Genomic DNA, 24272 nt, shown 5'->3' with positions numbered 1-24272 from the left:
CGCCGTGCCGGGCTTCGCGAACCGCGCCGGCACACTCGATGCACTCGGCGCAGCCACACGCGATGCCTACCGCGTCGCACTGCCGCGCGGCACGCGACCGGTCGTGCCGCGCACCACCAGCCGCGGCAGCGAGGCGATCCGCACGCGCGACGCATCGTCGCGACGGCCGCCCGCCTCGCGCAGTGCGTTGAGCAGTTCGACCGCGAGGCCGGCAGCCTCGCCGGTCGGGATCGCGACGGTCGTCAGCGTGGGCCGCGTGTCGCTGGCGAGATGGATGTCCGTGATGCCGACGATCGACAGGTCGTCGGGCACGCGCCTGCCGCGATCGGCCGCCGCGTGCAGCGCGCCGATCGCGGGCAGGTCGTTGGTCGCGACCAGCGCGGTCAGCCGCGGGTGCGCGTCGAGCAGCCGGCCCGCCGCGCGCACGCCGCCTTCGATCGAATCGGGCTCGGCCGCGACGATCGACGCGTCGAGCCCTGCTTCGCGCATCACGTCGACGAAACCGTCGTAACGCGCCGCCTGCACGCCGCTCGCCGATCCGCCCACCATCACGCCGATTTCCCGATGGCCCAGTTCGACCAGATGCCGCGTCGCAATCCGCCCCGCCTCGCGAAAATCGATCGCCACGCACGGCAATCCGTCCGGCAGCGCCTCGGGCCGCTCCCACAGGCACAGCACGACCGGCACGCCGCGCCGCGCCACATCGAGCAGATCGGGCAGGTGCAGGTTCGCGTTGGTCACGAGAATGCCTTCGGAGATCGTGCCGGCGATCTGGTCGAGGTACGCGCGCCCCTGCAACGGATCTTCGTTCGTATTGCAGACGATCAGGAACTGCCCGTTGCGGCGCACCGCGCGTTCGACCGCCAGCGCGAACTCCGGGTAGAACGGGTTCGCGATGCTCGACACCATCAGCGCGACCGTCGGCGCGCGCCCTTCCGCCAGCGCCCGCGCGGCGAGATGCGGCCGATACCCGAGCGCCTGCACGGCTTCCAGCACCCGCGCACGCGTCGCGTCGCCAACCCGGCCGCGGTCGCGCAGCACGTTCGATACCGTCGCGGCCGTCACGCCGGCGCGACGGGCAACTTCATCCAGTGTCGCCATCTCGTTTGCTCACTATATGAGACGCCAATCCAGTATTTGCTTCGCTCACCGAAGCGGCGCACTATCGCCGCACACCTTGCCGCCCGACCAACGGGCGCGACTCGGCCGCGATCGCATCGCCCCTTTTTTTGATCGCGATGATTAAGCGCTTAATCAAGCATGACGGCGCATTAAAACATGGAGCGGAGACAATGGCGAGCATCTCGATGCGACGCGTGCAGAAAGCCTATGGCGATCACGCGCCGGTGATTCGCGACGTCGATCTGGAGATCGGCGCGCACGAGTTCTGTGTGTTCCTCGGGCCGTCCGGATGCGGCAAGTCGACGCTGCTGCGCATGATTGCCGGGCTCGAGGACCTGAGCGCGGGCGAATTGTCGATCGACGGCCGCCGCGTCGACGACGTGCCGGCCGCCGAACGCGGCGTCGCAATGGTGTTCCAGAGCTACGCGCTGTTTCCCCACATGACGGTCTACGAGAACATGGCGTTCGGGCTGAAGCTCGCGCGCGTGCCGAAAGCCGAGATCGACCGGAAGGTGCGCGATGCCGCACGCATCCTGCAGCTCGACACGCTGCTCGAGCGCAAGCCGAAGGCGCTGTCGGGCGGCCAGCGGCAGCGCGTCGCGATCGGCCGCGCGATCGTGCGCGAGCCGGGCGTGTTCCTGTTCGACGAACCGCTGTCGAATCTCGACGCGGCGCTGCGCGGCCAGACCCGCATCGAGATCGCGCGGCTGCACAAGCAGTTCGAACGCGCGAGCGTCGTCTACGTGACGCACGACCAGACCGAAGCGATGACGCTCGCCGACAGGATCGTGCTGCTGCACGCCGGTGCGGACACCGCACAGCACGGCAGCATCGCGCAGGTCGGCGCGCCGCTCGACCTCTACCACCATCCGGCGAGCCGCTTCGTCGCCGGCTTCATCGGCTCGCCGCGCATGAACTTCCTGCCGGCCGTCGTCACCGCATCCGATGCCCGTCGCACGACCGTCACCGTCGCGCCTTCCGGCGAAACCTTCACGCTGCCGCGCGACGGCTCCGCACTCGATGCCGGCGCCACCGTGACGCTCGGCATTCGCCCCGAGCACCTGACGCTCGGCGCCGCGCACGACGCCACGACGCTCGTGCGCGACGTCGCCCTCGTCGAACGGCTGGGCGAACAGACCTACGTGCACCTCGACCAGCCCGGCGGCGCGCCGCTGATCGCGAAGGTGCCTGGCGACGCCCAGGTGCGCAGCGGCGAGCGCGTGCACGTGCATGCACCGGCCGCGGCCTGCCATCTGTTCACCGAAGACGGCCGCGCGGTGCCCGCGTGCGCCGATGTCCACGTCCACCACTACGCATAAGGATCGGCATGCGCCTCGGAGTCTGTTACTACCCGGAACACTGGCCGGAATCGATGTGGGCCGACGACGCCCGCCGGATGAAAGCGCTCGGCATCGAGCAGGTGCGGATCGCCGAATTCGCGTGGAGCCGCATCGAACCGTCGCCGGGCGAATACAACTGGGGCTGGCTCGACCGCGCGGTCGACGTGCTCGCCGCGGCCGGCCTCGAGATCGTGATGTGCACGCCGACCGCGACGCCGCCGAAATGGCTGGTCGACCGTCATCCCGATATCCTCGCGATCGGCGCGGACGGCCGGCCGCGCGCATTCGGTTCGCGTCGCCACTACGACTTCTCGTCGCCGACCTATCTCGAGGCGTCGCGCCAGATCTGCACGGCGGTCGCCGAACGCTACGGCCGCCACCCGGCCGTGCGCTACTGGCAGACCGACAACGAGCTGGGTTGCCACCAGACCGTCGTCAGCTACTCGCCGGCCGCGCTGGTGCGCTTTCGTGCATGGCTGAAGGCGCGCTACGGCACGATCGACGCGCTGAACCGCGCGTGGGGCACCGTGTTCTGGAGCATGGAGTATCGCCATTTCGACGAGGTCGACGCGCCCGTCGGCACCGTGACCGAGGCCCATCCGTCGCATCGCCTCGACTACCGGCGTTTCGCATCGGACGAGGTCGCGCGCTATCACCGGATGCAGGTCGACGTGATCCGCGCGCATTCGCCGGGCCGGCCCGTCGCACACAACTTCATGCAGCTGTTCACCGAGTTCGACCACTACGAGGTGGCACGCGACCTCGACATCGCGACGTGGGACAGCTATCCGCTCGGCGCGCTCGAGGAGCAATGGTTCGCGCCCGACGTGAAAGCGCGCTGGCTGCGCACCGGCCATCCCGATTTCGCGTCGTTCAATCACGACCTGTATCGCGGCATGTCGAAGCTGCCGTTCTGGGTGATGGAGCAGCAGCCGGGGCCCGTGAACTGGGCGCAGTGGAACCCCGCGCCGCTGCCGGGCATGGTGCGCCTGTGGAGCTGGGAAGCGTTCGCGCACGGCGCCGGCTGCGTGTCGTACTTCCGCTGGCGGCAGGCGCCGTTCGCGCAGGAGCAGATGCATGCGGGCCTGCACACGCCGGATGACAAGCTCGACGAAGGCGGCCGCGAGGCGCAACGCGTCGCGCGCGAGATCGCGGCCGTGCACGACGCCGGCGCGGATGCGGACGGCGCGGTGCGCACATCCGTCGCGCTGGTCTTCGACTACGAGGCGAAGTGGCTGTTCGAGGTGCAGCCGCAAGGCGCCGATTTCCACTACCCGCGCTTCGCATTCGAGTACTACTCGGCGCTGCGCTCGCTCGGCCTCGACGTCGACGTGATTTCCGTCCACGCGCCGCTCGACGGCTACCGCCTCGTCGTCGTGCCGCCGCTGCCCGTCGTGCCGGACGATTTCGCGGCGCGGCTCGCCGCATCGGGTGCGCATGCCGTGTTCGGGCCGCGCACCGGCTCGAAGACCGCCGACCTGCGGATTCCGCCGACGCTGCCGCCCGGCCCGCTCGCGTCGATCCTGCCGGTGCGCGTATGGCGCGTCGAATCGCTGCGACCGAATGTGACCGAACCGATCGACGGCACGCTGCACGACGGCTCGCCATTCGCGGGCGACGCACGCCACTGGCGCGACTTCGTCGAACTGCATGACGACCCGCTCAGCGTCGTGCGTGCGCGCTTCGCCGACGGTCATCCGGCCTGCGTGTCGCATGGCGCGCTGCATTACTGGGCCGCGCTGTTCGACGACGCGACCACCGCGCGGCTGTTCGCCGACGTCGCGGCCGAAGCAGGCCTCGCGCCGACGCCGCTCGGCGACGGCGTGCGCATGAGCCGGCGCGGCGGCCTGACCTACGTATTCAACTATGGCAGCACGCCGCACACGATCGACACGGTGCCGCCGTCGGCATTCGTGCTGGGTGCCGCGCAGGTCGAGCCGCAAGGCGTCGCCGTGTATCGAAGCCGTTCGTAGCAACCGCCACCGGCGCCACGACGCGTCGGTCACGCACAACGACACACAGGAATGGAGACACACATGACACATCGCCCCCTTCGCGTCGCCGCCCGGCTCGCCACGGCCGCCGCCATCGCGCTCGCATCGTTCGGCATGACGGCGCCTGCCGACGCAGGCACGCTGACGATCAACATCGCGTTCAAGGGCGGGAGCCAGCGCGCCGTGTGGCAATCGACGCTCGACGCATTCCGCAAGGCGCATCCCGACATCGACGTAAAGGCGACCTTCGTCGACGAGGAAGCGTACAAGGTGCAGCTCCCCGCGTGGCTCACGACCGTCGCGCCAGATGTGGTGAACTGGCACGCTGGCGAGCGGATGGCGTACTACGCGAAGCGCGGGCTGTTCGAGGACCTGAGCGGCGACTGGGCGAAAAACGGCTGGGGCGCGATGTACGCGTCGACGCGCGACGCGTCGTCGTATAACGGCAAGCAGTACGCGGCGCCGACCGTCTATTACTCGTGGGGGCTGTTCTACCGCAAGGACCTGTTCCGCAAGGTCGGCATCGCCGACGAGCCGAAGACGTGGGACCAGTTTCTCGACGCATGCAAGAAGCTGAAGGCGGCCGGCATCACGCCGGTCGCTATCGGCGGCCGCGACGCATGGACGCTCGCCGGCTGGTTCGACTATCTCGACCTGCGCCTGAACGGCAACGCGTTCCACCAGCAACTGATGGCCGGCGACGTGCCGTACACCGACCCGCGCGTGAAGAAGGTCTACACGACCTGGAAATCGCTGATCGATTCTGGCTACTTCATCGACAACGCACTGTCCTACGATCTCGACGGCGCCCAGCCGTTCCTGTTTCAGGGCAAGGCCGCGATGATGCTGATGGGCACCTTCATCGCGGCCGGTTTCCCGCCGAACGTGAAGCAGGAAATGGGCTATTACCGCTTCCCGATCATCGACCCGAAGGTGCCGACCGCCGAGGACGGCCCGGTCGAATCGCTGCATATCCCGACCAAGGCGAAGAACAAGGCCGACGCGCACACGTTCCTCGCATTCGTGGAAACGCCCGAGATGGGCGCGAAGCTCGCGGAAGGTCTCGGCTCGCTGTCGGCCAACAGCAAGTCGCCCGAGCCGGCCGATCCGATCTCGCGCATCGGCTTCCGGATCCTCGCCGACACGAAGGGCGGCGTCGCGCAGTTCTACGACCGCGACATGACGAAGGAAATGGCCGATGAAGGGATGAAGGGCATGCAACAGTTCCTCGCAAATCCCGCGCAGCTGGATACGGTGCTCGCGCAACTCGAGCAGACCCGCAAGCGGATCTACAAGAAGTAACCCCACGCCCGTTCGGCGGCCTCGCGCCGCCGCGTCCGTTCAGGAGGCTTGCCGTGTCCAGTCCGATCACGTCCACCCAGCCCGCCGGCCCCGCGACGCCGCCGCACGGGGCACCCGCCGGCGCGCGCACCGTGCGCCGCCCGTCGCCCGCCGTGCGGCGGCAACGACGCGCCGCGTGGCTCTTTCTCGCGCCGGCCTGCGCGATGGTTGCCATCTATGTGATCTGGCCGATCCTGTCGACGCTGTCGCTGAGCCTGTACAACTGGGACGGGATGACCGAACGCAGCTTCGTCGGTCTCGCGAACTACGTCGAACTGCTGCATGCGCCGACCTTCTACACGGCGCTGCGCAACAACGTGATCTGGCTCGCGCTCTTCATGCTCGCGCCGCCGCTCGGCCTCGCGCTCGCGTTGTACCTGAACCAGGCGGTCGCCGGCATCCGGCTCGTGAAGTCGCTGTTCTTCGCACCGTTCGTGCTGTCCGGCGTGGTCGTCGGCCTGATCTTCTCGTGGTTCTACGATCCGACCTTCGGGCTGCTCGCGCTGATCGCCGGGCACGGCATTCCGGTGCTCGGCGACGCGCGCTATGCGACCTTCGGCATCGTGTTCGCCGCGCTCTGGCCGCAGACGGCGTACTGCATGATCCTGTATCTCACCGGCCTGACGTCGGTCAACCCGGAACAGATCGAAGCGGCGCGGATGGAAGGCGCGCGCGGCTTCGCGCTGCTCTGGCACGTCGTGCTGCCGCAACTGCGGCCGACCACCTTCATGGCGATCGTCGTCACGGTGATCGGCGCGCTGCGCAGCTTCGACCTGATCTCGGTGATGACGAGCGGCGGCCCGTTCGAGAGCTCGACCGTGCTCGCGTATTACATGTACGACCAGGCGATCAAGTACTACCGGCTCGGCTATTCCGCGTCGATCGCGGTCGTGCTGTTCGCGATCATGCTCGTCTACATCGTGTTCCAGTTGCGCCGCATGCTGCGCAACGAACAGTGACTATCGGGGAATCCTCATGTTTCCGACGCCCGTTGCCCAATGGAAGCCCGTCTCGCGCCGGCTGTACAAGCTGTCGCTGCCCGTCGCGCTGCTGATCTGGCTGCTGCCGATGATCGCCGTGTTCGTCACGTCGGTGCGCTCGACCGAGGAACTGGTCGAAGGCCACTACTGGGGCTGGCCGCGGCACTTCTCGATGATCGAAAACTATCGCGATGCGCTGACGACGTCGCCGATGCTGCATTACTTCTGGAACAGCGTGCAGATCACGGTGCCGTCCGTCATCGGCTCGATCGCGCTCGCGGCAATGGCCGGCTTCGCGCTCGCAACCTACCGGTTTCGCGGCAATACCGCGCTGTTCGGCACGTTCGTCGCGGGCAACTTCGTGCCGGTGCAGGTGCTGATGATTCCGGTGCGCGACCTGTCGCTCAGGCTCGGCCTGTTCAATACCGTCGAAGCGCTGATCCTGTTCCATGTCGCGTTCCAGACCGGCTTCTGCACGCTGTTCCTGCGCAACTTCATCAAGCAGTTGCCGTTCGAGCTGATCGAAGCCGCGCGCATCGAGGGCGCGGGCGAATGGACGGTGTTCTGGCGGATCGTGCTGCCGCTGATCCGGCCCGCGCTGGCCGCGCTCGCAATTCTTGTGTTCACGTTCGTGTGGAACGACTACTTCTGGGCGCTGTGCCTCACGCAAGGCGACGAAGCCGCGCCGATCACCGCGGGTGTCGCCGCGCTGAAGGGGCAATGGACGACGTCGTGGAACCTCGTGTCGGCCGGGTCGATTCTTGCCGCGCTGCCGTCGGTCGCGATGTTCTTCGCGATGCAGAAGCATTTCGTCGCGGGGCTGACGTTCGGCGCGACCAAAGGTTGAACGCGCGGCGCGCGCACACTCGCATCTCCCCCTCCGCATCGTGAGGTTGCCCGCTTCGGCGGGCTTTTTTTCGTTCTGACGGGCGTGGTGGAATGTCGCTTGGCGACCCGCTCCGGCCCTGCTGTGCCTGCTTGACGCGCGGCGTCACTGAACGCCGGGATACGCTTGTCATTCGTTCAGATTGCGTGGCTCTTTTTGAGGGTTATACGACCTTTGCGCCACTCGCCTCACGTTTCATACTTCGCATGGACGATCAGCCTGGAATAGCGCACAAACGCGATTGCGTTTGACGCTTTCGGCCTGATCAATCACACGACCATGGAAAGGAATGAAAGATGAGGCTTAAGAACAAGTCAGCTTTGATCACCGGTGGAACCAGTGGCATCGGTCTTGCAACCGCGAAGCTGTTCATTGCAGAAGGCGCCCGAGTCGCGGTTACGGGTCGCGATGATGCCGTGTTCGAGCGTGTGAAGGCCGAGCTTGGCGAGAATGCGATCGTTCTCAAGGGCGACGTGCGTTCGATCAAGGACATGCGAGCGATTGCCGCCGAGGCAAACGAGAAGTTCGGCGGCCTGGATGTCGTGTTCGCCAACGCCGGCTGGGCTTTCCCGTCCGCAGTCAACGACATCGACGACGAACTCTATAACGAGATCATGGACGTCAACGTCAAGGGCGTGGTGTTCACGCTTCAAGCAGTTCTTCCATACTTGCGAGACAGTTCCTCAGTCATCCTCAATACATCTTTCGTCGCGCAGACCGGCAAGCATGGCATCTCGTTGACTGCGGCAGCGAAGGCCGCGGTGCGATCGCTTGCCCGCAGTTGGTCCCATGAGTTTCTCGACCGGAAAATCCGCTTCAACGCGATCGCTCCCGGCGCGATCAACACGCCCCTGCTCACCAAGTGGGGCATGCCCGACGAATGGGTTCGCGACCGTCAGGCCGAATTCGCCGAAGCGATTCCGGTGGGCTATATGGGCAAGGCCGAGGACATTGCCTACGCGGCACTGTATCTCGCCAGCGACGAATCCTCCTACGTCGTCGGCACCGAACTGGTCGTCGATGGCGGTGCCTCGCAGCTTTAAGCCTGCGTTTCACGATTCCGGAGCCCGACGCGTCATCCCGGCTCATCCCTATCCTGATCTCGCGTCCGCCACGCTTTACGTCGTGGCGGTTATTCAATCCGGCCCGGCCTGGTTGCGCTCGCAGAGGGGGCCGAAGTGCAAGGAGAAGTCATCTTGACCGACAGTAGCGGTAATAACCCTTCCGTAAAGCAACTCACCCGAGCAGGTCGTTCGCGCCGCGATGTTCTCAAGCTTGGAAGCGCCGCCACCCTTGGCGCCGTCCTCGGTGGCGGCGCCTTGCTTGGGCACGCCACGCCTGCGCTTGCACAGGCAGGCAGCAAGGGGGTGCTTGCCCCGAACGACCCCCTCGATATTCTGATCGTCAATTACGACGGCGGTACGCTTCTCGACTTCGCCGGCCCCAGCGAGATCTTCCACCGGCTACCCAATACGAACGTTCGCTACGCGAGCCTCAATGGAGGCAACGTGACGCTCGAATTTGGCGTCGTGTATGGCAACACCGAACGACTGGCCGATATCGAGAAGACCGACGTGATCCTCGTCCCCGGCGGGTCCGATTTGAGCGCACCGATGCAGCCGGCGTATCAGGCGCAGATCCGGCGCCTGGCAGAAAGCGCCAGACACGTTACGTCGGTTTGCAACGGATCGCTCGTGCTCGCCGCAACGGGCATTCTCAAGGGCAAGCGAAGCGCGTGCCATTGGGCCTTCATCAACAAGCTGTCCGAATATGGCGCCATTCCCGTTCCCGATCGCTTCGTGGAAGACGACGACAGTCGGTTCATGAGCGGCGGCGGCGTGACGGCGGGCATCGACTTCGCACTTCGCGTGGCAGCGAAACTGCGCGGTCAACAGGCCGCCGAATTCACGCAGCTCGTGATCGAGTACGACCCGGCTCCGCCATTCCATTCCGGTCATCCCAGGGACGCGCGGCCGGAAGTCATCGCGATGGTCGACAAAAAACTGCCCGGCGCATCCAGGGGGCTCGCACGAATCCCCGGCGTTCGCTGAAACACTTGCCGGCAATGCGGGCATGGCCGCCGCCGGCCTCGATGAAGGCCGCGCCCGACATTGCCCGCTCCACCGGCCCGTTTGGCGCCGTCCTTTCAATTCAAGCTCGTTCGGAAATCACTCGATGCAACAGATCCGTCTTTGTACTGCTGCGCTTGCAGCCTGCGTCTCCTTTTTTGCATTCACGGCGCCGGCCACTGCCGGCGGTTCGCAACATCCACCCGAAGCGGCCATCAAGGCCGAAAACGCGCGATGGGCGGATGCCTTTGCGCGGGGGGACTATGAGGCGATCGGCCGCCTCTATACCGACGACGGCGCACTCTTGCCGCCCGGCGGCGACAAAGTCACGGGAAGCCGCGCGATCGCCGAGTACTTCACCAACGGGTATGCCGGATCGAAACCCGGCACCGTATCGTTCAGCCAGTACGAGTTCTACGGTAATGATCGGATCGTGACGGAGGTTTCTGATGCGGAGGTCCGCGACCACGATGGAAAACTCAAAATCCGCGCCAAGCAGATTCTCGTCTTCGTGAAGCAGGCCGGCGTGTGGAAGTTGCACCGCGACATGTGGAATGACTACGCTCCCGTCAAAACCAACGGGCAGTGAGCGTCCGGCGAAATAGATCGTCACGTACCCTGGCGCCACTGGCCCGTCAGAGGGAAGTTGACCAGGCAGCGCGCTGATCGGCCGGGGGCGATCAGCGCGCGCCGTTCGATCTGCTCTCGCGTCGAATCGCTTGCGGTGGGTGCCCATGCAGTTTGATGAAGGCCCTCCGCATCCGTTCCGGATCGGTGAATCCCACAGCCAGGGCAATCTGTTCGATCGGTTCGCTGCCACCCTGCAGGCGCAGCCTCGCCGCTTCGACTCGCAAGCGCTCGACCGCCTTGGCAGGCGTTTCACCGGTTTCCCGGCGAAAGGCTCGTCCGAACTGTCGCAAACTCAATCTTGCGGCATCGGCGAGTCGTTCGACAGGCAATGCCTCCGCCAGATGTTCCCGGGCAAAATTCAGGGCGATGCGGATGCGATCCGATTCCGGCTCCATCTGCGACATAGCCGAGAACTGGGACTGCCCTCCTGATCGACGATGCGGAACAACCAGAAGCCTGGAGACGGCGCGCGCAATCTCTGCGCCCATATCTCTTTCAATCATGCCGAGCGCCAGGTCTATTCCGGAGGCGATGCCCGCCGACGTCCAGACACGGCCATCCTCGATATAGATACTGTCGCCGTCGACCCGTGTGCGAGGGAAGCGCGACTGCAATAGCGCAGCGTATCGCCAGTGGGTCGCTGCTCTCAAGCCGTCCAGCAAGCCGGTTTCCGCAAGCAGAAACGCGCCCGTACACACGCTTGCCACCCGCGCGGCCCTCGCGGCCAATTTCCTGGCAGCGGCGATGTTCTCCGATGTCTGCATCGGATCGATATCACCGCCCACGAAAACGACGGTGTCAAACGTGCGCCTTCCGATCGGCTTCGTCTCGACCAAAAGGCCCGTATTGCCAGGAACCGGGCCTCCGGATTGCGAGATGACATGAAGGTCATAGGGCGTCTCACCAGCGGCCGTGGCCACCTGATTGAAGGCTGACAGTGGCCCGCCAAGATCAAGCGCATCGTAGCCACGGCAAACGAAGAATCCAATTCGATGCATGACGAACCAGTTACTGAAAATTCCCGAAAGGCACATTTTACCGGGAACCCTCGAATAGCGTCATTCAGCCTGAAATGAGGGAAAAACGTCATTTACGCTTCTATCGATTACCCGTATAGGCGATAGTCGGAACAGCGCAAGCAAATCATTGCCCATCCCCCTGCACGCTCCCCGCCCCCTTCTCCCTCAACCGCACATCAACCGCCCCGATATTCTTCTCGTGCGCAACGAGCATCAACGACAGCGCGTGATGAAGATCCGGCGCCGCGAGCGTCGGCAGCAACGTCTGCAGCTTGCGCGCGACCCAACGCTGGCCACGGTTCAGGAATGCCATCCGCTCCGCCAGATCGTCGATCGCCATCGCCTTTTCGTAGAACGCGCCGGTCGCGCGCGTCGGGACCGCGTCGAGCGACCGGATCGCGTCGACGAGCACGCTGCACCAGTGCGCCTCGTCCTGGCGGATATGCACGATCAGCCGGTGAAGCTCGGGATCGTCATTGACCTCGGCAGCCGTCTCCGACGCGACGCGTGCCCCCGCGCGCTCCGCCTCCAGCAGTTCATCGAGCGCCGCCAGCAATGCCGCGCGGCTCTCATCCGTCTCGCCTGCCGATGAAGACGCCCCTTTCTCGACGATCGCCGCCGCATCGAGCGCGATACGGCGCAGCACGTCGCCGGCCGGCTCGACCGCGCCGATCCGGCCAGCGCCCGTGCCCGCATACAGCGCCATCGCCTCGAAATCGCCGGTCATCGTGCGCAGCGGCGAATCGGTACTGAACAGATAGATCGGCCGCCCTTCCTCGTCGCCGATCGCGATCCGCTCCGGGCCGAACGGATCGCCGCGCTCGCCGCGCGTCACGCTCGACGGCAGCACGCGCACCTTCGCGCCGCGCGGCCAGTTGATGTGGAAGATGTCGGTCAGCAGCGTGTCGCCTTCGTGTGCGTCGACGATGCGCTGCTTGTGATACGCATGCGCGAACGATTCGTGCGTCGCGATGAATGCCGTGCCGATCATCGCGCCCTGCGCGCCGAGCGCCATCGCGGCGGCCACGCCCGCGCCGTCGACGATCCCGCCGGCCGCGAGCACCGGCACGCGCGCCGCGCCGATCACGTCCGGCAGCAATGCGGCAAGCGACCGGTCGCCGCGCACGTGGCCGCCGGCCTCGTGCCCCTGCACGATGAGCGCCTGTGCGCCGGCCGCCTCGGCCGCGCGCGCGTCGTCGAGCGAGCCGACCTGGTGAACCACGCACACGCCGGCATCGCGCAAGCGCCGGACGACGGCCGGCATCACATCCCAGAACAGCGCGACGACCGGCACGCGCAACTCGATGCACGCGTCGAGCTGCGCATCGAGCAGGTCGGGCGGCGTCGACGCGGGAATCAGGTTGGTGCCGAACGGACGATCGGTGGCCGCGCGCACCTGCTGCACTTCGCGCCGGATCAGCGCGACCGGCTCGCGCACCATGCCGAGAAAACCAAACCCGCCGGCCGCGCTCACGGCGCTCGCGAGCTCCGCGCGCGCGACGCCGCCCATGCCCGCGAGCACGATCGGCCACGTGCAGCCGAGCAGGTCGCAGACAGGGCGATGCAGGATCTGGACGGCGCGGGCGTCGGGCCCGTCGCCACGCGTCGGAATCGACATGCAGCGTCCTCCTATCAGGATCGGCGGCGCGTCACGCTCGGCGGCACGCAGCGCGTGTTGCGCGCATGTGCACGGGCCATGACGGGCCGGACATCGAATGGATCACATTGTGACATATTCGATTGCGGCGTCGCACCGGCACCGCAGCGTGCTTGATATACGTCATCGCGTGAGCGATCCGGCGCCCGCTCACGTCCACCCTTCGAGCCGCAACGTCGAACGCACGAGCCGCTGCTCCTCCTGCTCGATCTCGCGCAGATAATCGACGCACTGGCGGATATGTTCGCTCGCGGCCTTGCGCGCCTGGTCGGGCAGCCGCCCCGTAACCGCGTTGTAGAGCCGCGCATGCTGGCGGTCGATCTGCTTCTTCAGCGGCTCGCGATGATAGAGGTTGTTCACCGACGCGAACACCGAACTGAGCAGCAGGTCGGTCAGCGACTGCAGCGTGTTGACGAGCACGGGGTTGTGCGACGCCTCGCAGATCGCGAGATGGAACGCGTGGTCGAGCTTCGCGCGCGCGGCGGGATCGAGATCCTGCGCGTCGGCCGCCGTCATTTCCTCGTAGCGACGCCGGATCAGGATGAAATCCGCCGGCGTGCCGCGCAGCGCGGCGAGTCGCGCGGCCTCGGCCTCGAGCATCCCGCGCACCTCGAACAGGTCGTACAGCGTGCGCGGCTGCGAGCCGAGCAGATGCATCATCGGCGTGATTTCGCGCTGCGGGGTCAGGCTCGCGACGAACGAACCCTTGCCGTGCGTCGTGTCGATGATCCCGCGCGCGTGCAGCAGCTTCATCCCTTCGCGCACGGCCGTGCGCGACACGCCGAGCTTCTCGGTCAGCCTCCGTTCGGACGGCAGCGCCTGCCCGGCCTTCAGCACGCCATCGACGATCAGCTTCTCGATCCGCTCGGCGACGACATCGGCCACGCGCCGCGCCGGCCCCTCTCGATCAGACATTTCCATACTGGTATGACCACTTTGGACGGATCTCGGCGATTTTCTCACAAAGCCTTGTGTTGATTGAGTTTTATTGATTCTTAGGCAACCGCTTTCCGATGCCACTCCAGAAACTGGTATGACCACATTGAAGACATCTGGACACGCAAACGCGGCCCGCCAAGAATCGCGTCCATCCGGCGTGTCGCGCATCGCGCGGCCGCCCTCATGGTGGAGACAGACCGATGAGTTTCATCTACGACGAACGGATCGACGGCCCGCTGGCGACCGTCGACCGCCCCACGCTCGCCGCCGCGCTGCACGCGGCGGCGCCCGGCCTCGACGTGCTGCACGAACCCGAGGCGCTCAAGCCGTTCGAATGCGATGGGCTGGCCGCGTACCGCACGGTGCCGCTCGCGGTCGTGCTGCCCGACACGATCGAACAGGTGCGCGCGGTGCTGCGCGTCGCGGCCGCGCATCGCGTGCCGGTCGTCGCGCGCGGCGCGGGCACGGGGCTGTCGGGTGGCGCGATGCCGCTCGAAAAAGGCATCCTGCTCGTGATGGCGAAGTTCAACCGGATTCTCGACATCGACCCCGATGCCGGCATCGCGCGCGTGCAGCCCGGCGTGCGCAACCTCGCGATCTCGCAGGCGGCCGCGCCGTACGGCCTCTACTACGCGCCCGATCCGTCGTCGCAGATCGCGTGCTCGATCGGCGGCAACGTCGCCGAAAACGCGGGCGGCGTGCATTGCCTGAAGTACGGACTCACGGTGCACAACATCCTGAAGGTCGAGATCCTGACGATCGACGGCGAGTCGCTCACGCTCGGCGCCGATGCGCTCGATGCGCCCGGCTTCGACCTGCTCGCGCTGTTCACGGGCTCCGAAGGCATGCTCGGCATCGTCACCGAAGTGACCGTGAAGCTACTGCCGAAACCGCCGAGCGTGAAGGTGCTGATGGCGAGCTTCGACGACGTCGCCGAGGCCGGCGCCGCGGTCGCGCGGATCATCGGCGCGGGCGTGATTCCCGGCGGCCTCGAGATGATGGACAACCTCGCGATCCGCGCGGCCGAGGATTTCATCCACGCGGGCTACCCGGTCGACGCGCAGGCGATCCTGCTGTGCGAACTCGACGGCGCGGCAAGCGACGTCGACGAGGACGCCGAACGCGTCGCCGCGCTGCTGCGCGACGCGGGCGCGACGGAGATCCGCGTCGCACGCGACGAAGCCGAGCGCCAGCGCTTCTGGGCCGGCCGCAAGAACGCGTTCCCGGCGGTCGGCCGCATGTCGCCCGACTACTACTGCATGGACGGCACGATCCCGCGCCGCGAGCTGCCGCGTGTGCTCGAAGGAATCGCCGCGCTGTCCGCCGAATACGCGCTGCCCGTCGCGAACGTATTCCACGCGGGCGACGGCAACATGCATCCGCTGATCCTGTTCGACGCGAACCGGCCCGGCGAGCTCGACCGCGCGGAAGCGCTCGGCGGCAGGATCCTCGAGCTGTGCGTCGCGGCGGGCGGCAGCATCACCGGCGAGCACGGTGTCGGGCGCGAGAAGATCAACCAGATGTGCGTGCAGTTCAACGCCGACGAAATCACGTTCTTCCACGCGGTGAAGGCCGCGTTCGATCCGCAGGGCCTGCTCAACCCCGGCAAGAACATCCCGACGCTGCACCGCTGCGCCGAATTCGGCGCAATGCACATTCATCACGGCAAGCTGCCGTTTCCCGAACTGGAGCGCTTCTGATGCGACGCGAAATCGAATCGATCGACGCCAGCGCGGCGCTCGTCGCACAGGTCGACGCCGCGATCCACGACCGCCAGCCGCTGCACATCCGCGGCGCCGGCACGAAGGCCTTCCTCGGCCGCCCCGTCGAAGGCCGCACGCTCGACGTGCGCACGCATCGCGGCATCGTCGCGTACGACCCGACCGAACTCGTCGTCACCGCACGCGCGGGCACGCCGCTCGCCGATCTCGAAGCGATGCTCGACGCAGCCGGCCAGATGCTGCCGTGCGAGCCGCCGTCGTTCGGCGGCGCGGCAACGGTCGGCGGGATGTTCGCGGCGGCGCTGTCCGGGCCGCGCCGCCCGTGGGCCGGCGCGGTGCGCGACTTCGTGCTCGGCTGCCGCGTGATCACCGGTCACGCAAAGCACCTGCGCTTCGGCGGCGAGGTAATGAAGAACGTCGCGGGCTACGACGTGTCGCGGCTGCTCGCCGGCAGTTTCGGCTGCCTCGGCGTCGTGACCGAGGTGTCGCTGAAGGTGCTGCCGAAGCCGCGCGCGACGTGCGATCTCGCGTTGCCGCTCGCCGCGGGCGAAGCCGTGCAGCGCGTCGCCGCATGGCGGCGCACGGGGCTGCCGCTCGCGGGCGCGTGCCATGCGGACGGCGTGCTGCGCGTGCGGCTCGAAGGCGGCGAGGGCTCGGTGAAGGCCGCGCGCGACACGATCGGCGGCGACCGGATGAACGGCACCGACCACGCGTTCTGGGCGCGGCTGCGCGATCTCGCGCTGCCGTTCTTCGACGATCCGCGCCCGCTGTGGCGCGTATCGGTGCCGGCCGCCGCGCCGCTCGACGCATTGCCCGGCACGCTGCTTGCCGACTGGGGCGGCGCGCAGCGCTGGCTGAAGAGCGACGCGACCCCGGCCGACGTGCAGCGCTTCGCCGCGCAATGGGGCGGCCACGCGACCTGCTTCACGCAGGGCACCACGCGCGAGCCGTTCCAGCCGCTGCCGCCCGCGCTGCTGCGCGTGCACCGGCAGCTCAAGGCGCAGCTCGACCCGCACGCGATTTTCAATCCCGGCCGCCTGACCGCCGACTTCTGACGCGAACCCGACCCCGACCCGCCGATGCAAACCAATCTCAGCGAAGCAAGCAAGGCCCTCGCCCGGGCCGACGAAGCGGAAGCGATCCTGCGCGCGTGCGTGCACTGCGGCTTCTGCAATGCGACCTGCCCGACCTACCAGGTGCTCGGCAACGAGCTCGACGGGCCGCGCGGCCGCATCTACCTGATCAAGCAACTGCTCGAAGGCGAGCCGTGCGGCGAGCGCACGCAGCAGCATCTCGACCGCTGCCTGACCTGCCGCAACTGCGAGACGACCTGTCCGTCCGGCGTGCGCTACCACACGCTGCTCGACATCGGCCGTGCGGAAGCCGAGAAGCGCGCGCAACGGCCCGCGCGCGAGCGCCTGCTGCGCGCGGGGCTGCGTCACGTCGTGCCGCGTCCGGCGACGTTCGCCGCGTTGCTGAAGGCCGGCCGCGCACTGCGCCCGCTGCTGCCCGGCACGCTGCGGGACAAGATTCCGGCCGCCGTTCCCGCGGCCGCGCCGCGCCCGGCCGTGCGCCACGCGCGGCGCGTGCTGATGCTCGAAGGCTGCGTGCAGCCGTCGCTGTCGCCGAACACCAATGCGGCGGCCGCGCGCGTGCTCGACCGGCTCGGCATCAGCGTGAGCCCGGCGCGCGAGGCCGGCTGCTGCGGCGCGACCGAATATCACCTGAACGCGCAGGACGCGGGCCTCGCCCGTGCGCGCCGCAATATCGACGCGTGGTGGCCCGCAATCGAGGCCGGCGCGGAAGCGATCGTGCTGACGGCGAGCGGCTGCGGCGCATTCGTCAAGGAATACGGTGATCTGCTGCGCTCCGACCCCGTCTATGCGGAGAAGGCGCGGCGCGTCAGCGCGCTCGCGCGCGATCTCGCCGAGGTGATCGCGGCCGAGCCGCTCGACGCGCTGGCCGATGCGACGCCACGCCGCGTGGCGGTCCACTGCCCGTGCACGCTGCAGCACGCGCAGCGCCTCGGCGGCGCGGTCGAAAGCATCCTGACGCGGCTCGGTTTCGATCTGACGAATGTCGCCGACGGCCATCTGTGCTGCGGCTCGGCCGGCACGTATTCGCTGACGCAGCCCGAACTCGCGGCCAAACTGCGCGACAACCGGCTCGATGCGCTCGAAGCCGCGCGGCCGGACCTGATTGTCACGGCCAACGTCGGCTGCCAGACTCACCTGAACGGCGCGGGCCGCACGCCCGTGCGCCACTGGATCGAGCTCGTCGACAACCGGCGCGCCAACTGACCTGATTCCGGAGGAATGCCATGCAAACGAAGCCCGAACTCGAACTCGCCGATGCCGACCAGATGCTCGCCGCCGCCCGCGCGGAAGCGGAGCGCCACGGCTGGGCCGTGTCGATCGCCGTCGTCGACGACGGCGGCCACCTGCTCGCGTTCGCGCGGCTGAACGGCGCATCGCCGGCCAGCGCATACATCGCGCAGGACAAGGCGCGCGCGGCGGCGCTCGGCCGTCGCGAGACGAAGGCGTATGAGGATATGATCAACGGCGGCCGCACCGCGTTTCTCAGCGTGCCGCTGACGGGGTTGCTCGAAGGCGGCGTGCCGGTCACGGTCGGCGGCCGGATCGCGGGCGCGATCGGCGTGTCTGGCGTAAAGTCCGAGCAGGACGCGCAGATTGCCCGCGCCGGCACACAAAGCGTCGTTGCATAAGCAAGCCGCGCGCGCATTTTTCCCCGGGAGGATTAACGATGATCGACCAAGCAGGACTGCAAGTCGCGCCAGCGCTGAGCCAGTTCATTGAAAACGAAGCGCTGCCGGGCACCGGCATCGACAAGGCCGCATTCTGGAGCGGTTTCTCCGCCCTGGTGCACGACCTGGCGCCGCGCAACCGCGAACTGCTCGCGGAACGCGACCGCCTGCAGCATGAACTCGACACCTGGCACCGCGCGCACCCCGGCCCCGTGCGCGACCACGCCGCGTTTCGCGCGTTCCTCGAACAGATCGGCTACCTCGTGCCGGTACCGTCGAATGTCGCGGCAGCCACCGCGAACGTCGACAGCGAGATCGCCGCGCAGGCCGGCCCGCAGCTCGTGGTGCCGCTGTCGAACGCACGCTATGCGCTGAACGCCACGAACGCACGCTGGGGCAGCCTGTACGACGCGCTGTACGGCACCGACGCGCTGCCCGAAGACGGCGGCGCCGAACGCACCGCGACCTACAACCCGACGCGCGGCCAGCGCGTGATCGACTACGCGCGCGACGTGCTCGACATGGCGGCGCCGCTCGCGGGCGCCTCGCACCGCGACGTGCTGCGCTACCGCGTGCAGGACGGCCAGCTCGCCGTCGACGCCGCGCAGGGTGTGTTGCATCTCGCGCAGCCGGCGCAGTTCGTCGGCTACCAGGGCGCAGCGGATGCACCGTCCGCGATCCTGCTGAAGCACAACGGCCTGCACCTCGAGATCCAGATCGATGCGTCGACGCCGATCGGCCGCACCGATCTCGCGAACGTGAAGGACGTCGTGCTCGAAGCCGCGGTCAGCACGATCATCGACTGCGAGGATTCGGTCGCGGCGGTCGACGCCGACGACAAGGTCCAGCTCTACCGCAACTGGCTCGGCCTGATGCAGGGCACGCTGGTCGAGGAAGTCGCGAAGGGCGGCAAAAGCTTCACGCGCCGCCTGAACGCCGACCGCGACTACACGACGCCCGACGGCGGCACGCTGTCGCTGCACGGCCGCTCGCTGCTGTTCGTGCGCAACGTCGGCCACCTGATGACCAACGGTGCGGTGCTCGACCGCGACGGCAACGAGATTCCGGAAGGGATCCTCGACGGCGTCGTCACGACGCTGTGCGCACTGCACGACCTGAAGGCGAAGCGCAACTCGCGCACGGGCTCGATCTACATCGTGAAGCCGAAGATGCACGGCCCGGTCGAAGTCGCATTCGCCGATACGCTGTTCGCGCGCATCGAGGACCTGTACGGCCTGCCGCGCAACACGCTGAAGATGGGCATCATGGACGAGGAGCGCCGCACCAGCGTGAACCTCGCCGCGTGCATCGCCGCAGCCGCCGCGCGTGTCGCGTTCATCAACACCGGCTTCCTCGACCGCACCGGCGACGAGATGCACAGCGCGATGGAAGCGGGCCCGATGATCCGCAAGGGCGACATGAAGTCGTCGGCATGGATCACGTCGTACGAGCGCAACAACGTGCTCGCGGGCCTGTCGGCCGGCCTGCGCGGCCGCGCACAGATCGGCAAGGGCATGTGGGCGATGCCGGACCTGATGCACGCGATGCTCGAGCAGAAGATCGCGCATCCGCGCGCCGGCGCGAACACCGCGTGGGTGCCGTCGCCGACCGCTGCGACGCTGCACGCGCTGCACTACCATCTCGTCGACGTGCAGGCCGTCCAGCAGGAACTCGAGAAGACGCCGTACGCGAGCGAACGCGACGCGCTGCTCGAAGGCCTGCTGACCGTGCCGGTCGTCGAGCGTGCCGAATGGAGCGAAGACGAGATCCGGAGCGAGGTCGAGAACAACGCACAGGGCATTCTCGGCTACGTCGTGCGCTGGGTCGAACAGGGCGTCGGCTGCTCGAAAGTGCCCGACATCCACGACGTCGGCCTGATGGAAGACCGCGCAACGCTGCGCATTTCGAGCCAGCACATCGCGAACTGGCTGCGCCACGGCGTGATCACCGAGGCATTCGTGCTCGACGTGTTCAAGCGGATGGCGCGCGTCGTCGACCAGCAGAACGCCGGCGACCCGAACTATCGTCCGATGGCGCCCGGCTACGACCAGTCGACCGCGTTCAAGGCCGCGTGCGCGCTCGCGCTGCAGGGCACGTCGCAGCCGAGCGGCTATACCGAACCGCTGCTGCACCGGTTCCGGCTCGCGTTCAAGGCGCAACAGCACGGCGGGTAAGCATGCGCATGCGGGCTTGCCCCGCATGCCGGGAGCCCGTATGCCGGCTTCACGAAACGGGTGGCCCTCACGGCCGCCCGTTTTCATATTCGCGTTCACGCGACCGTTGAAACGGATAATCGGTGCATATCGCTCGCTTTCGCTTTTCGCGTTCGCCCACCGTTCGCCCGCCGTTAAACCGCCGAAATCGGCGACCGCGCGCCGTCTCCCTTCATGCCGCAAAGCCTTGCGCTACAACGCTCTGCCCGATATTCACAAGCCCGGGATTTCACCGTAATTTGATCCGGATCAACGGGCCGCGACATTTCCCGCGCACGCGAACGCGCGCGCTATACTCGCTTGAATTCGCGCCGCCCGATTCGTCGGATCGTCGAATCACGGCAGATGTCGCCGATGAATACATGATTTACCGGTATATCTGGCCGCGATTTCCGATAATCGGCGTCCATTTTCTCTGCTGAACGGGCGGGTGGCGCCGGAAGAGCCACGCACCGGATCGCCGCAGAAACGTCATACGAATAATCGCATCGGCCCGCCGCCTGGCGACGATGCCCATCGATCCACCGACCATGGCAGAAACCGACTACGCAATGCCCAGCGAATCCGGCCTGACGAGCCGTGTCGCCGCTCATCTGCGCCGGTTCCTGCTGCCGCACCTGATCTTCTATGCCGGCCTGCTGATCGCGCTGCTCCTGCTGCTCCTGTGCACGATCGTGCTGTACGAAGGCCGCATCGACGCACGCGACCGCGCGCGCGCCATGCAGCAGAACCTCGCGCTGATGGCGTCGTGGGACATCGAGCGCAACATCGAGATCTATTCGCTGTCGCTGCAGGCCGTCGTCGAAGGCGAGAACGACCCGGCAGTCATCGCGTTGCCGATGTCGCTGCGCCGCCAGGTGCTGTTCGACCGCGCGACGACGGCCAAGTACCTCGGCGGCATCTACGTGCTCGACGCGAAAGGCGACATCGCGGTCGACGGCTTGAGCGACGTACCGCGCAAGGCCAATTTCAGCAACGAGCCGTACTTCATCGTGCACCGCGACCGGCCCGACGTCGGCCTGTACGTCAGCGATCCGTACCATTCGCGGCTGCGCGGCGGCTCGCCGAGCATCGCGCTCAGCCGGCGGATCACGCGGCCCGACGGGTCGTTCGGCGGCGTCGCCGTGATGTCGATCCGGCTCGAATATTTCCAGAACCTGTTCTCGCGCCTGTCGCTCGGCGATCGCGGCTCGATCGCGCTGATCAACACGACCGGCCTGATGCTCGCGCGCGAACCGTACGACCCGGCGATCGTCGGCCGCAACATCAGCCGCGCCAGCACGTTCCGGCACTTCATGACCGCCAGCGAAGGCAGCTTCGCCGACACCGCATCGATCGACGGCGTGCGGCGCCTGTACGTGTTCCGGCACCTCGACCACCTGCCGCTCATCATCATGGTCGCGCGGTCGGAAGCGGACACCTACGCCGCGTGGTACGACCGCGCGATTCCGATCGGCACCGCGATGGCCGCGCTCGCGATCGGCTTCGTCGGCCTGACGCTGCTGCTCGACGTGCAGTTGCGCAAGCGCCACCGCGCGGAAACCGAGCTGCAGGCGCTCGCGCGCACCGACGGCCTCACGGGGCTCGACAACCGCCGGATGCTCGACGTCACGCTCGCCCGCGAATGGCGCCGCGCCGCGCGCTCGCAGCGCGCACTGTCGCTGCTGTTCATCGACGTCGATTACTTCAAGCGCTACAACGACACGCAGGGCCATCAGGCCGGCGACGACGCGCTCGCCGCAGTCGGCCACTGCATCGCCGGCTGCCTCCGGCGCCCGGCCGACTATGCGGCGCGCTACGGCGGCGAGGAGTTCGTCGTGGTGCTGCCCGACGTCGACACGGACGGCGCGGTGACGATCGCCGAGACGATCCGCACGGGCATCCTCGATCTCGGCATCCGGCACGACGCCGGTGCGTCCGGCCGCCTGACGGTGAGCATCGGTGTGACGACGAACTATCCCGAACACGACGACGACATGCAGGCCGCACTGAAACTTGCCGACGATGCGCTGTATCGCGCGAAGGAAGGCGGGCGCAACCGCATCGTCGTGCTGACGACCGCTGCCGACGATCTCGTGTCGAAGCGGGCCTGAGCCGCTGAGCGCCCGAGCCGCGGCAGCGGCGACCGCCGGGCCGCCGCCGCCCGCGTGCAAAATCGCCGACAATGGCGGCTCGTCAGCCGCGCCGGTTCGCGGCCGCTTCGCACCACCATGAGACTCAAGGCAAAGATCTTCCTTCTGGCCATCGTGCCGTTCCTGCTCGCGATCGCCGGCATCGGCTTCGGCGTGCGCCAGCAGGCGACGTCGCTCGCACGCACCCAGCACGCGACGATCCAGTCCGCGTACCTGTCGAGCAAGGAAGTCGAGCTGAAGCACTACGTCGAGCTCGCGACGAGCGCGATCATGCCGCTCTACGACGCCAGCGGCCGCAATGGGCGCGACGACGCGATGCTGCGCACGCAGGCGCTCGCGATGCTGCAGAAGATGGATTTCGGGCCCGACGGCTATTTCTTCGTGTACGACCTGCACGGCAATTCGCTGATGCATCCGCGCGAGCCCGAGCGCGTCGGCCACAACTTCTGGTCGATGCGCGACCCGCAAGGCGCACTGACGATCCAGACGCTGATCGGCGCGGCGTCGCACGGCGGCGGCTACGTCCGCTACGCATGGCAGCGGCCGTCGACGGGCCGCGTCGCGCCGAAGCTCGGCTACGTCGTCGCGCTCGAACGCTGGGGGTGGATGGTCGGCACCGGCATTTATCTCGACGACGTCGACAACGCGCTGCAGCGGATCGACGCGCGCGCGTCCGCGAACATCGAGCGCACGATGAGCTGGCTCACCGCCATCGCGCTGACCGGCGCGGCGGCGATCGCCGTCTGCGCACTGGTGCTGAACGTCAGCGAATCGCGCAGCGCCGACGCGAAGCTCAAGTTGCTCGCGCAGCGCGTCGTCGAATCGCAGGAGCAGGAGCGCGCGCGGCTGTCGCGCGAGCTGCACGACGGAATCAGCCAGATGATGGTGTCCGCGAAGCTGATGCTCGAATCCGCGCTCGCGCGCTTCGAACGCGGCGCGGCGCGCTTGCCCGAGGCCGAGCAGGCGCTGGCATCGGGCGTCGGGCGGCTCGGCGACACGCTGCGCGAAGTGCGGCGCATCTCGCATGCGCTGCGTCCCGCGATGCTCGACGATCTCGGCCTCGCGGCCGCGCTCGAACAACTCGTCCGCGAGCTCGGCGCCGAAAGCGACATCGACATCGGCTATACGCAGGTCGCGCACAGCGGCACGCGGCCGCTGCCCGCGGCCGTGAACACCGCGCTGTTCCGGATCGCGCAGGAAGCGCTCAGCAACATCGTGCATCATGCGCAGGCGTCGCGCGCGGCCGTCACGCTCGACGTCGGCGCGCAATCCGTCACGCTGACCATCGCCGACAACGGCTGCGGCTTCGACGCCGAACGCTCGCAGGCCGACGCGCGCCGCGGCATCGGCCTGCGCAACATGCGCGAGCGCCTCGACGCGCTCGGCGGCATGCTGACGATCACGTCGCAGGTCGGCCACACGATCGTGGCCGCGCGCGTGCCGCTGCGCAGCGCCACCTGACGAC

At 67.5% G+C, this 24272-nt stretch carries 19 protein-coding genes; 15 read left to right on the top strand and 4 right to left on the bottom strand.

Features of this window, described 5'->3' with window-relative positions:
• Positions 1-66 precede the first annotated feature (66 nt).
• Positions 67-1101: a LacI family DNA-binding transcriptional regulator gene (locus CUJ89_RS32670; RefSeq protein WP_114181343.1), complete on the bottom strand. Its 1035-nt coding sequence runs from the start codon at positions 1099-1101 to the stop codon at positions 67-69.
• Positions 1102-1292: 191 nt separating this feature from the next.
• Here CUJ89_RS32670 and CUJ89_RS32665 point away from each other — a divergent pair, with 191 nt between their 5' ends.
• The 8 genes from CUJ89_RS32665 (at position 1293) to CUJ89_RS32630 (ending at position 10321) form a co-directional block, all read left to right on the top strand.
• Positions 1293-2441, top strand: coding sequence for an ABC transporter ATP-binding protein (locus tag CUJ89_RS32665; RefSeq protein WP_114181342.1), 1149 nt, complete (start codon positions 1293-1295; stop codon positions 2439-2441).
• Positions 2442-2449: 8 nt separating this feature from the next.
• Entirely contained in the window at positions 2450-4435 is a 1986-nt protein-coding gene (locus tag CUJ89_RS32660; protein WP_114181341.1) for a beta-galactosidase, read from the top strand.
• A 63-nt stretch (positions 4436-4498) separates the two neighbouring features.
• On the top strand, positions 4499-5758 hold the full coding sequence (locus CUJ89_RS32655) for an ABC transporter substrate-binding protein (protein ID WP_114181340.1): 1260 nt from the start codon (positions 4499-4501) through the stop codon (positions 5756-5758).
• A gap of 53 nt (positions 5759-5811) precedes the next feature.
• Complete coding sequence (locus tag CUJ89_RS32650) at positions 5812-6756, top strand: carbohydrate ABC transporter permease (protein ID WP_114181339.1); 945 nt, start codon at positions 5812-5814, stop codon at positions 6754-6756.
• 16 nt (positions 6757-6772) lie between these two features.
• Entirely contained in the window at positions 6773-7624 is an 852-nt protein-coding gene (locus CUJ89_RS32645; protein WP_114181338.1) for a carbohydrate ABC transporter permease, read from the top strand.
• Positions 7625-7959: 335 nt separating this feature from the next.
• Positions 7960-8706, top strand: coding sequence for an SDR family oxidoreductase (locus tag CUJ89_RS32640; protein WP_114181337.1), 747 nt, complete (start codon positions 7960-7962; stop codon positions 8704-8706).
• A 153-nt stretch (positions 8707-8859) separates the two neighbouring features.
• A complete protein-coding gene (locus CUJ89_RS32635; protein ID WP_114181690.1) occupies positions 8860-9714 on the top strand; it encodes a DJ-1/PfpI family protein in 855 nt (284 codons plus the stop codon).
• Between the two features lie 124 nt (positions 9715-9838).
• Positions 9839-10321, top strand: coding sequence for a YybH family protein (locus CUJ89_RS32630; RefSeq protein ID WP_114181336.1), 483 nt, complete (start codon positions 9839-9841; stop codon positions 10319-10321).
• A gap of 91 nt (positions 10322-10412) precedes the next feature.
• Here CUJ89_RS32630 and CUJ89_RS32625 read toward each other — a convergent pair whose 3' ends face one another.
• The 3 genes from CUJ89_RS32625 to glcC all read right to left on the bottom strand — a co-directional run bounded on the left by CUJ89_RS32625 (position 10413) and on the right by glcC (position 13959).
• Entirely contained in the window at positions 10413-11360 is a 948-nt protein-coding gene (locus tag CUJ89_RS32625) for a GlxA family transcriptional regulator (RefSeq protein ID WP_114181689.1), read from the bottom strand.
• A 145-nt stretch (positions 11361-11505) separates the two neighbouring features.
• On the bottom strand, positions 11506-12999 hold the full coding sequence (locus CUJ89_RS32620) for a nitronate monooxygenase (RefSeq protein ID WP_114181335.1): 1494 nt from the start codon (positions 12997-12999) through the stop codon (positions 11506-11508).
• A 189-nt stretch (positions 13000-13188) separates the two neighbouring features.
• Positions 13189-13959, bottom strand: a complete 771-nt coding sequence (gene glcC, locus CUJ89_RS32615; RefSeq protein ID WP_114181334.1) for a transcriptional regulator GlcC — start codon at positions 13957-13959, stop codon at positions 13189-13191.
• 218 nt (positions 13960-14177) lie between these two features.
• Between glcC and glcD the strand changes: the two genes are divergently transcribed.
• From glcD to CUJ89_RS32580, 7 genes are all read left to right on the top strand, one after another.
• Positions 14178-15677 (top strand): glycolate oxidase subunit GlcD, encoded by a 1500-nt coding sequence (glcD, locus tag CUJ89_RS32610; RefSeq protein WP_114181333.1) that lies wholly within the window; start codon positions 14178-14180, stop codon positions 15675-15677.
• Complete coding sequence (gene glcE, locus CUJ89_RS32605; RefSeq protein ID WP_114181332.1) at positions 15677-16753, top strand: glycolate oxidase subunit GlcE; 1077 nt, start codon at positions 15677-15679, stop codon at positions 16751-16753. Before glcD ends, glcE begins: the two co-directional genes overlap by 1 nt.
• A gap of 24 nt (positions 16754-16777) precedes the next feature.
• Positions 16778-17998, top strand: coding sequence for a glycolate oxidase subunit GlcF (gene glcF / locus CUJ89_RS32600; protein WP_114181331.1), 1221 nt, complete (start codon positions 16778-16780; stop codon positions 17996-17998).
• Positions 17999-18018: 20 nt separating this feature from the next.
• Positions 18019-18423, top strand: coding sequence for a GlcG/HbpS family heme-binding protein (locus tag CUJ89_RS32595; protein WP_114181330.1), 405 nt, complete (start codon positions 18019-18021; stop codon positions 18421-18423).
• Between the two features lie 38 nt (positions 18424-18461).
• The gene (locus CUJ89_RS32590; protein ID WP_114181329.1) at positions 18462-20636 is read left to right on the top strand and encodes a malate synthase G; all 2175 of its coding nucleotides are present in this window, start codon (positions 18462-18464) and stop codon (positions 20634-20636) included.
• Between the two features lie 569 nt (positions 20637-21205).
• Positions 21206-22768: a sensor domain-containing diguanylate cyclase gene (locus CUJ89_RS32585; protein ID WP_114181328.1), complete on the top strand. Its 1563-nt coding sequence runs from the start codon at positions 21206-21208 to the stop codon at positions 22766-22768.
• A gap of 117 nt (positions 22769-22885) precedes the next feature.
• Positions 22886-24268, top strand: coding sequence for a cache domain-containing protein (locus CUJ89_RS32580; RefSeq protein ID WP_114181327.1), 1383 nt, complete (start codon positions 22886-22888; stop codon positions 24266-24268).
• Positions 24269-24272 lie beyond the last annotated feature (4 nt).

Source organism: Burkholderia pyrrocinia (assembly GCF_003330765.1).
Classification (GTDB): domain Bacteria; phylum Pseudomonadota; class Gammaproteobacteria; order Burkholderiales; family Burkholderiaceae; genus Burkholderia; species Burkholderia pyrrocinia_B.
The sequence above is the reverse complement of the archived record's forward strand: the minus strand, read 5'-3'. Positions and strand labels throughout refer to the sequence as shown.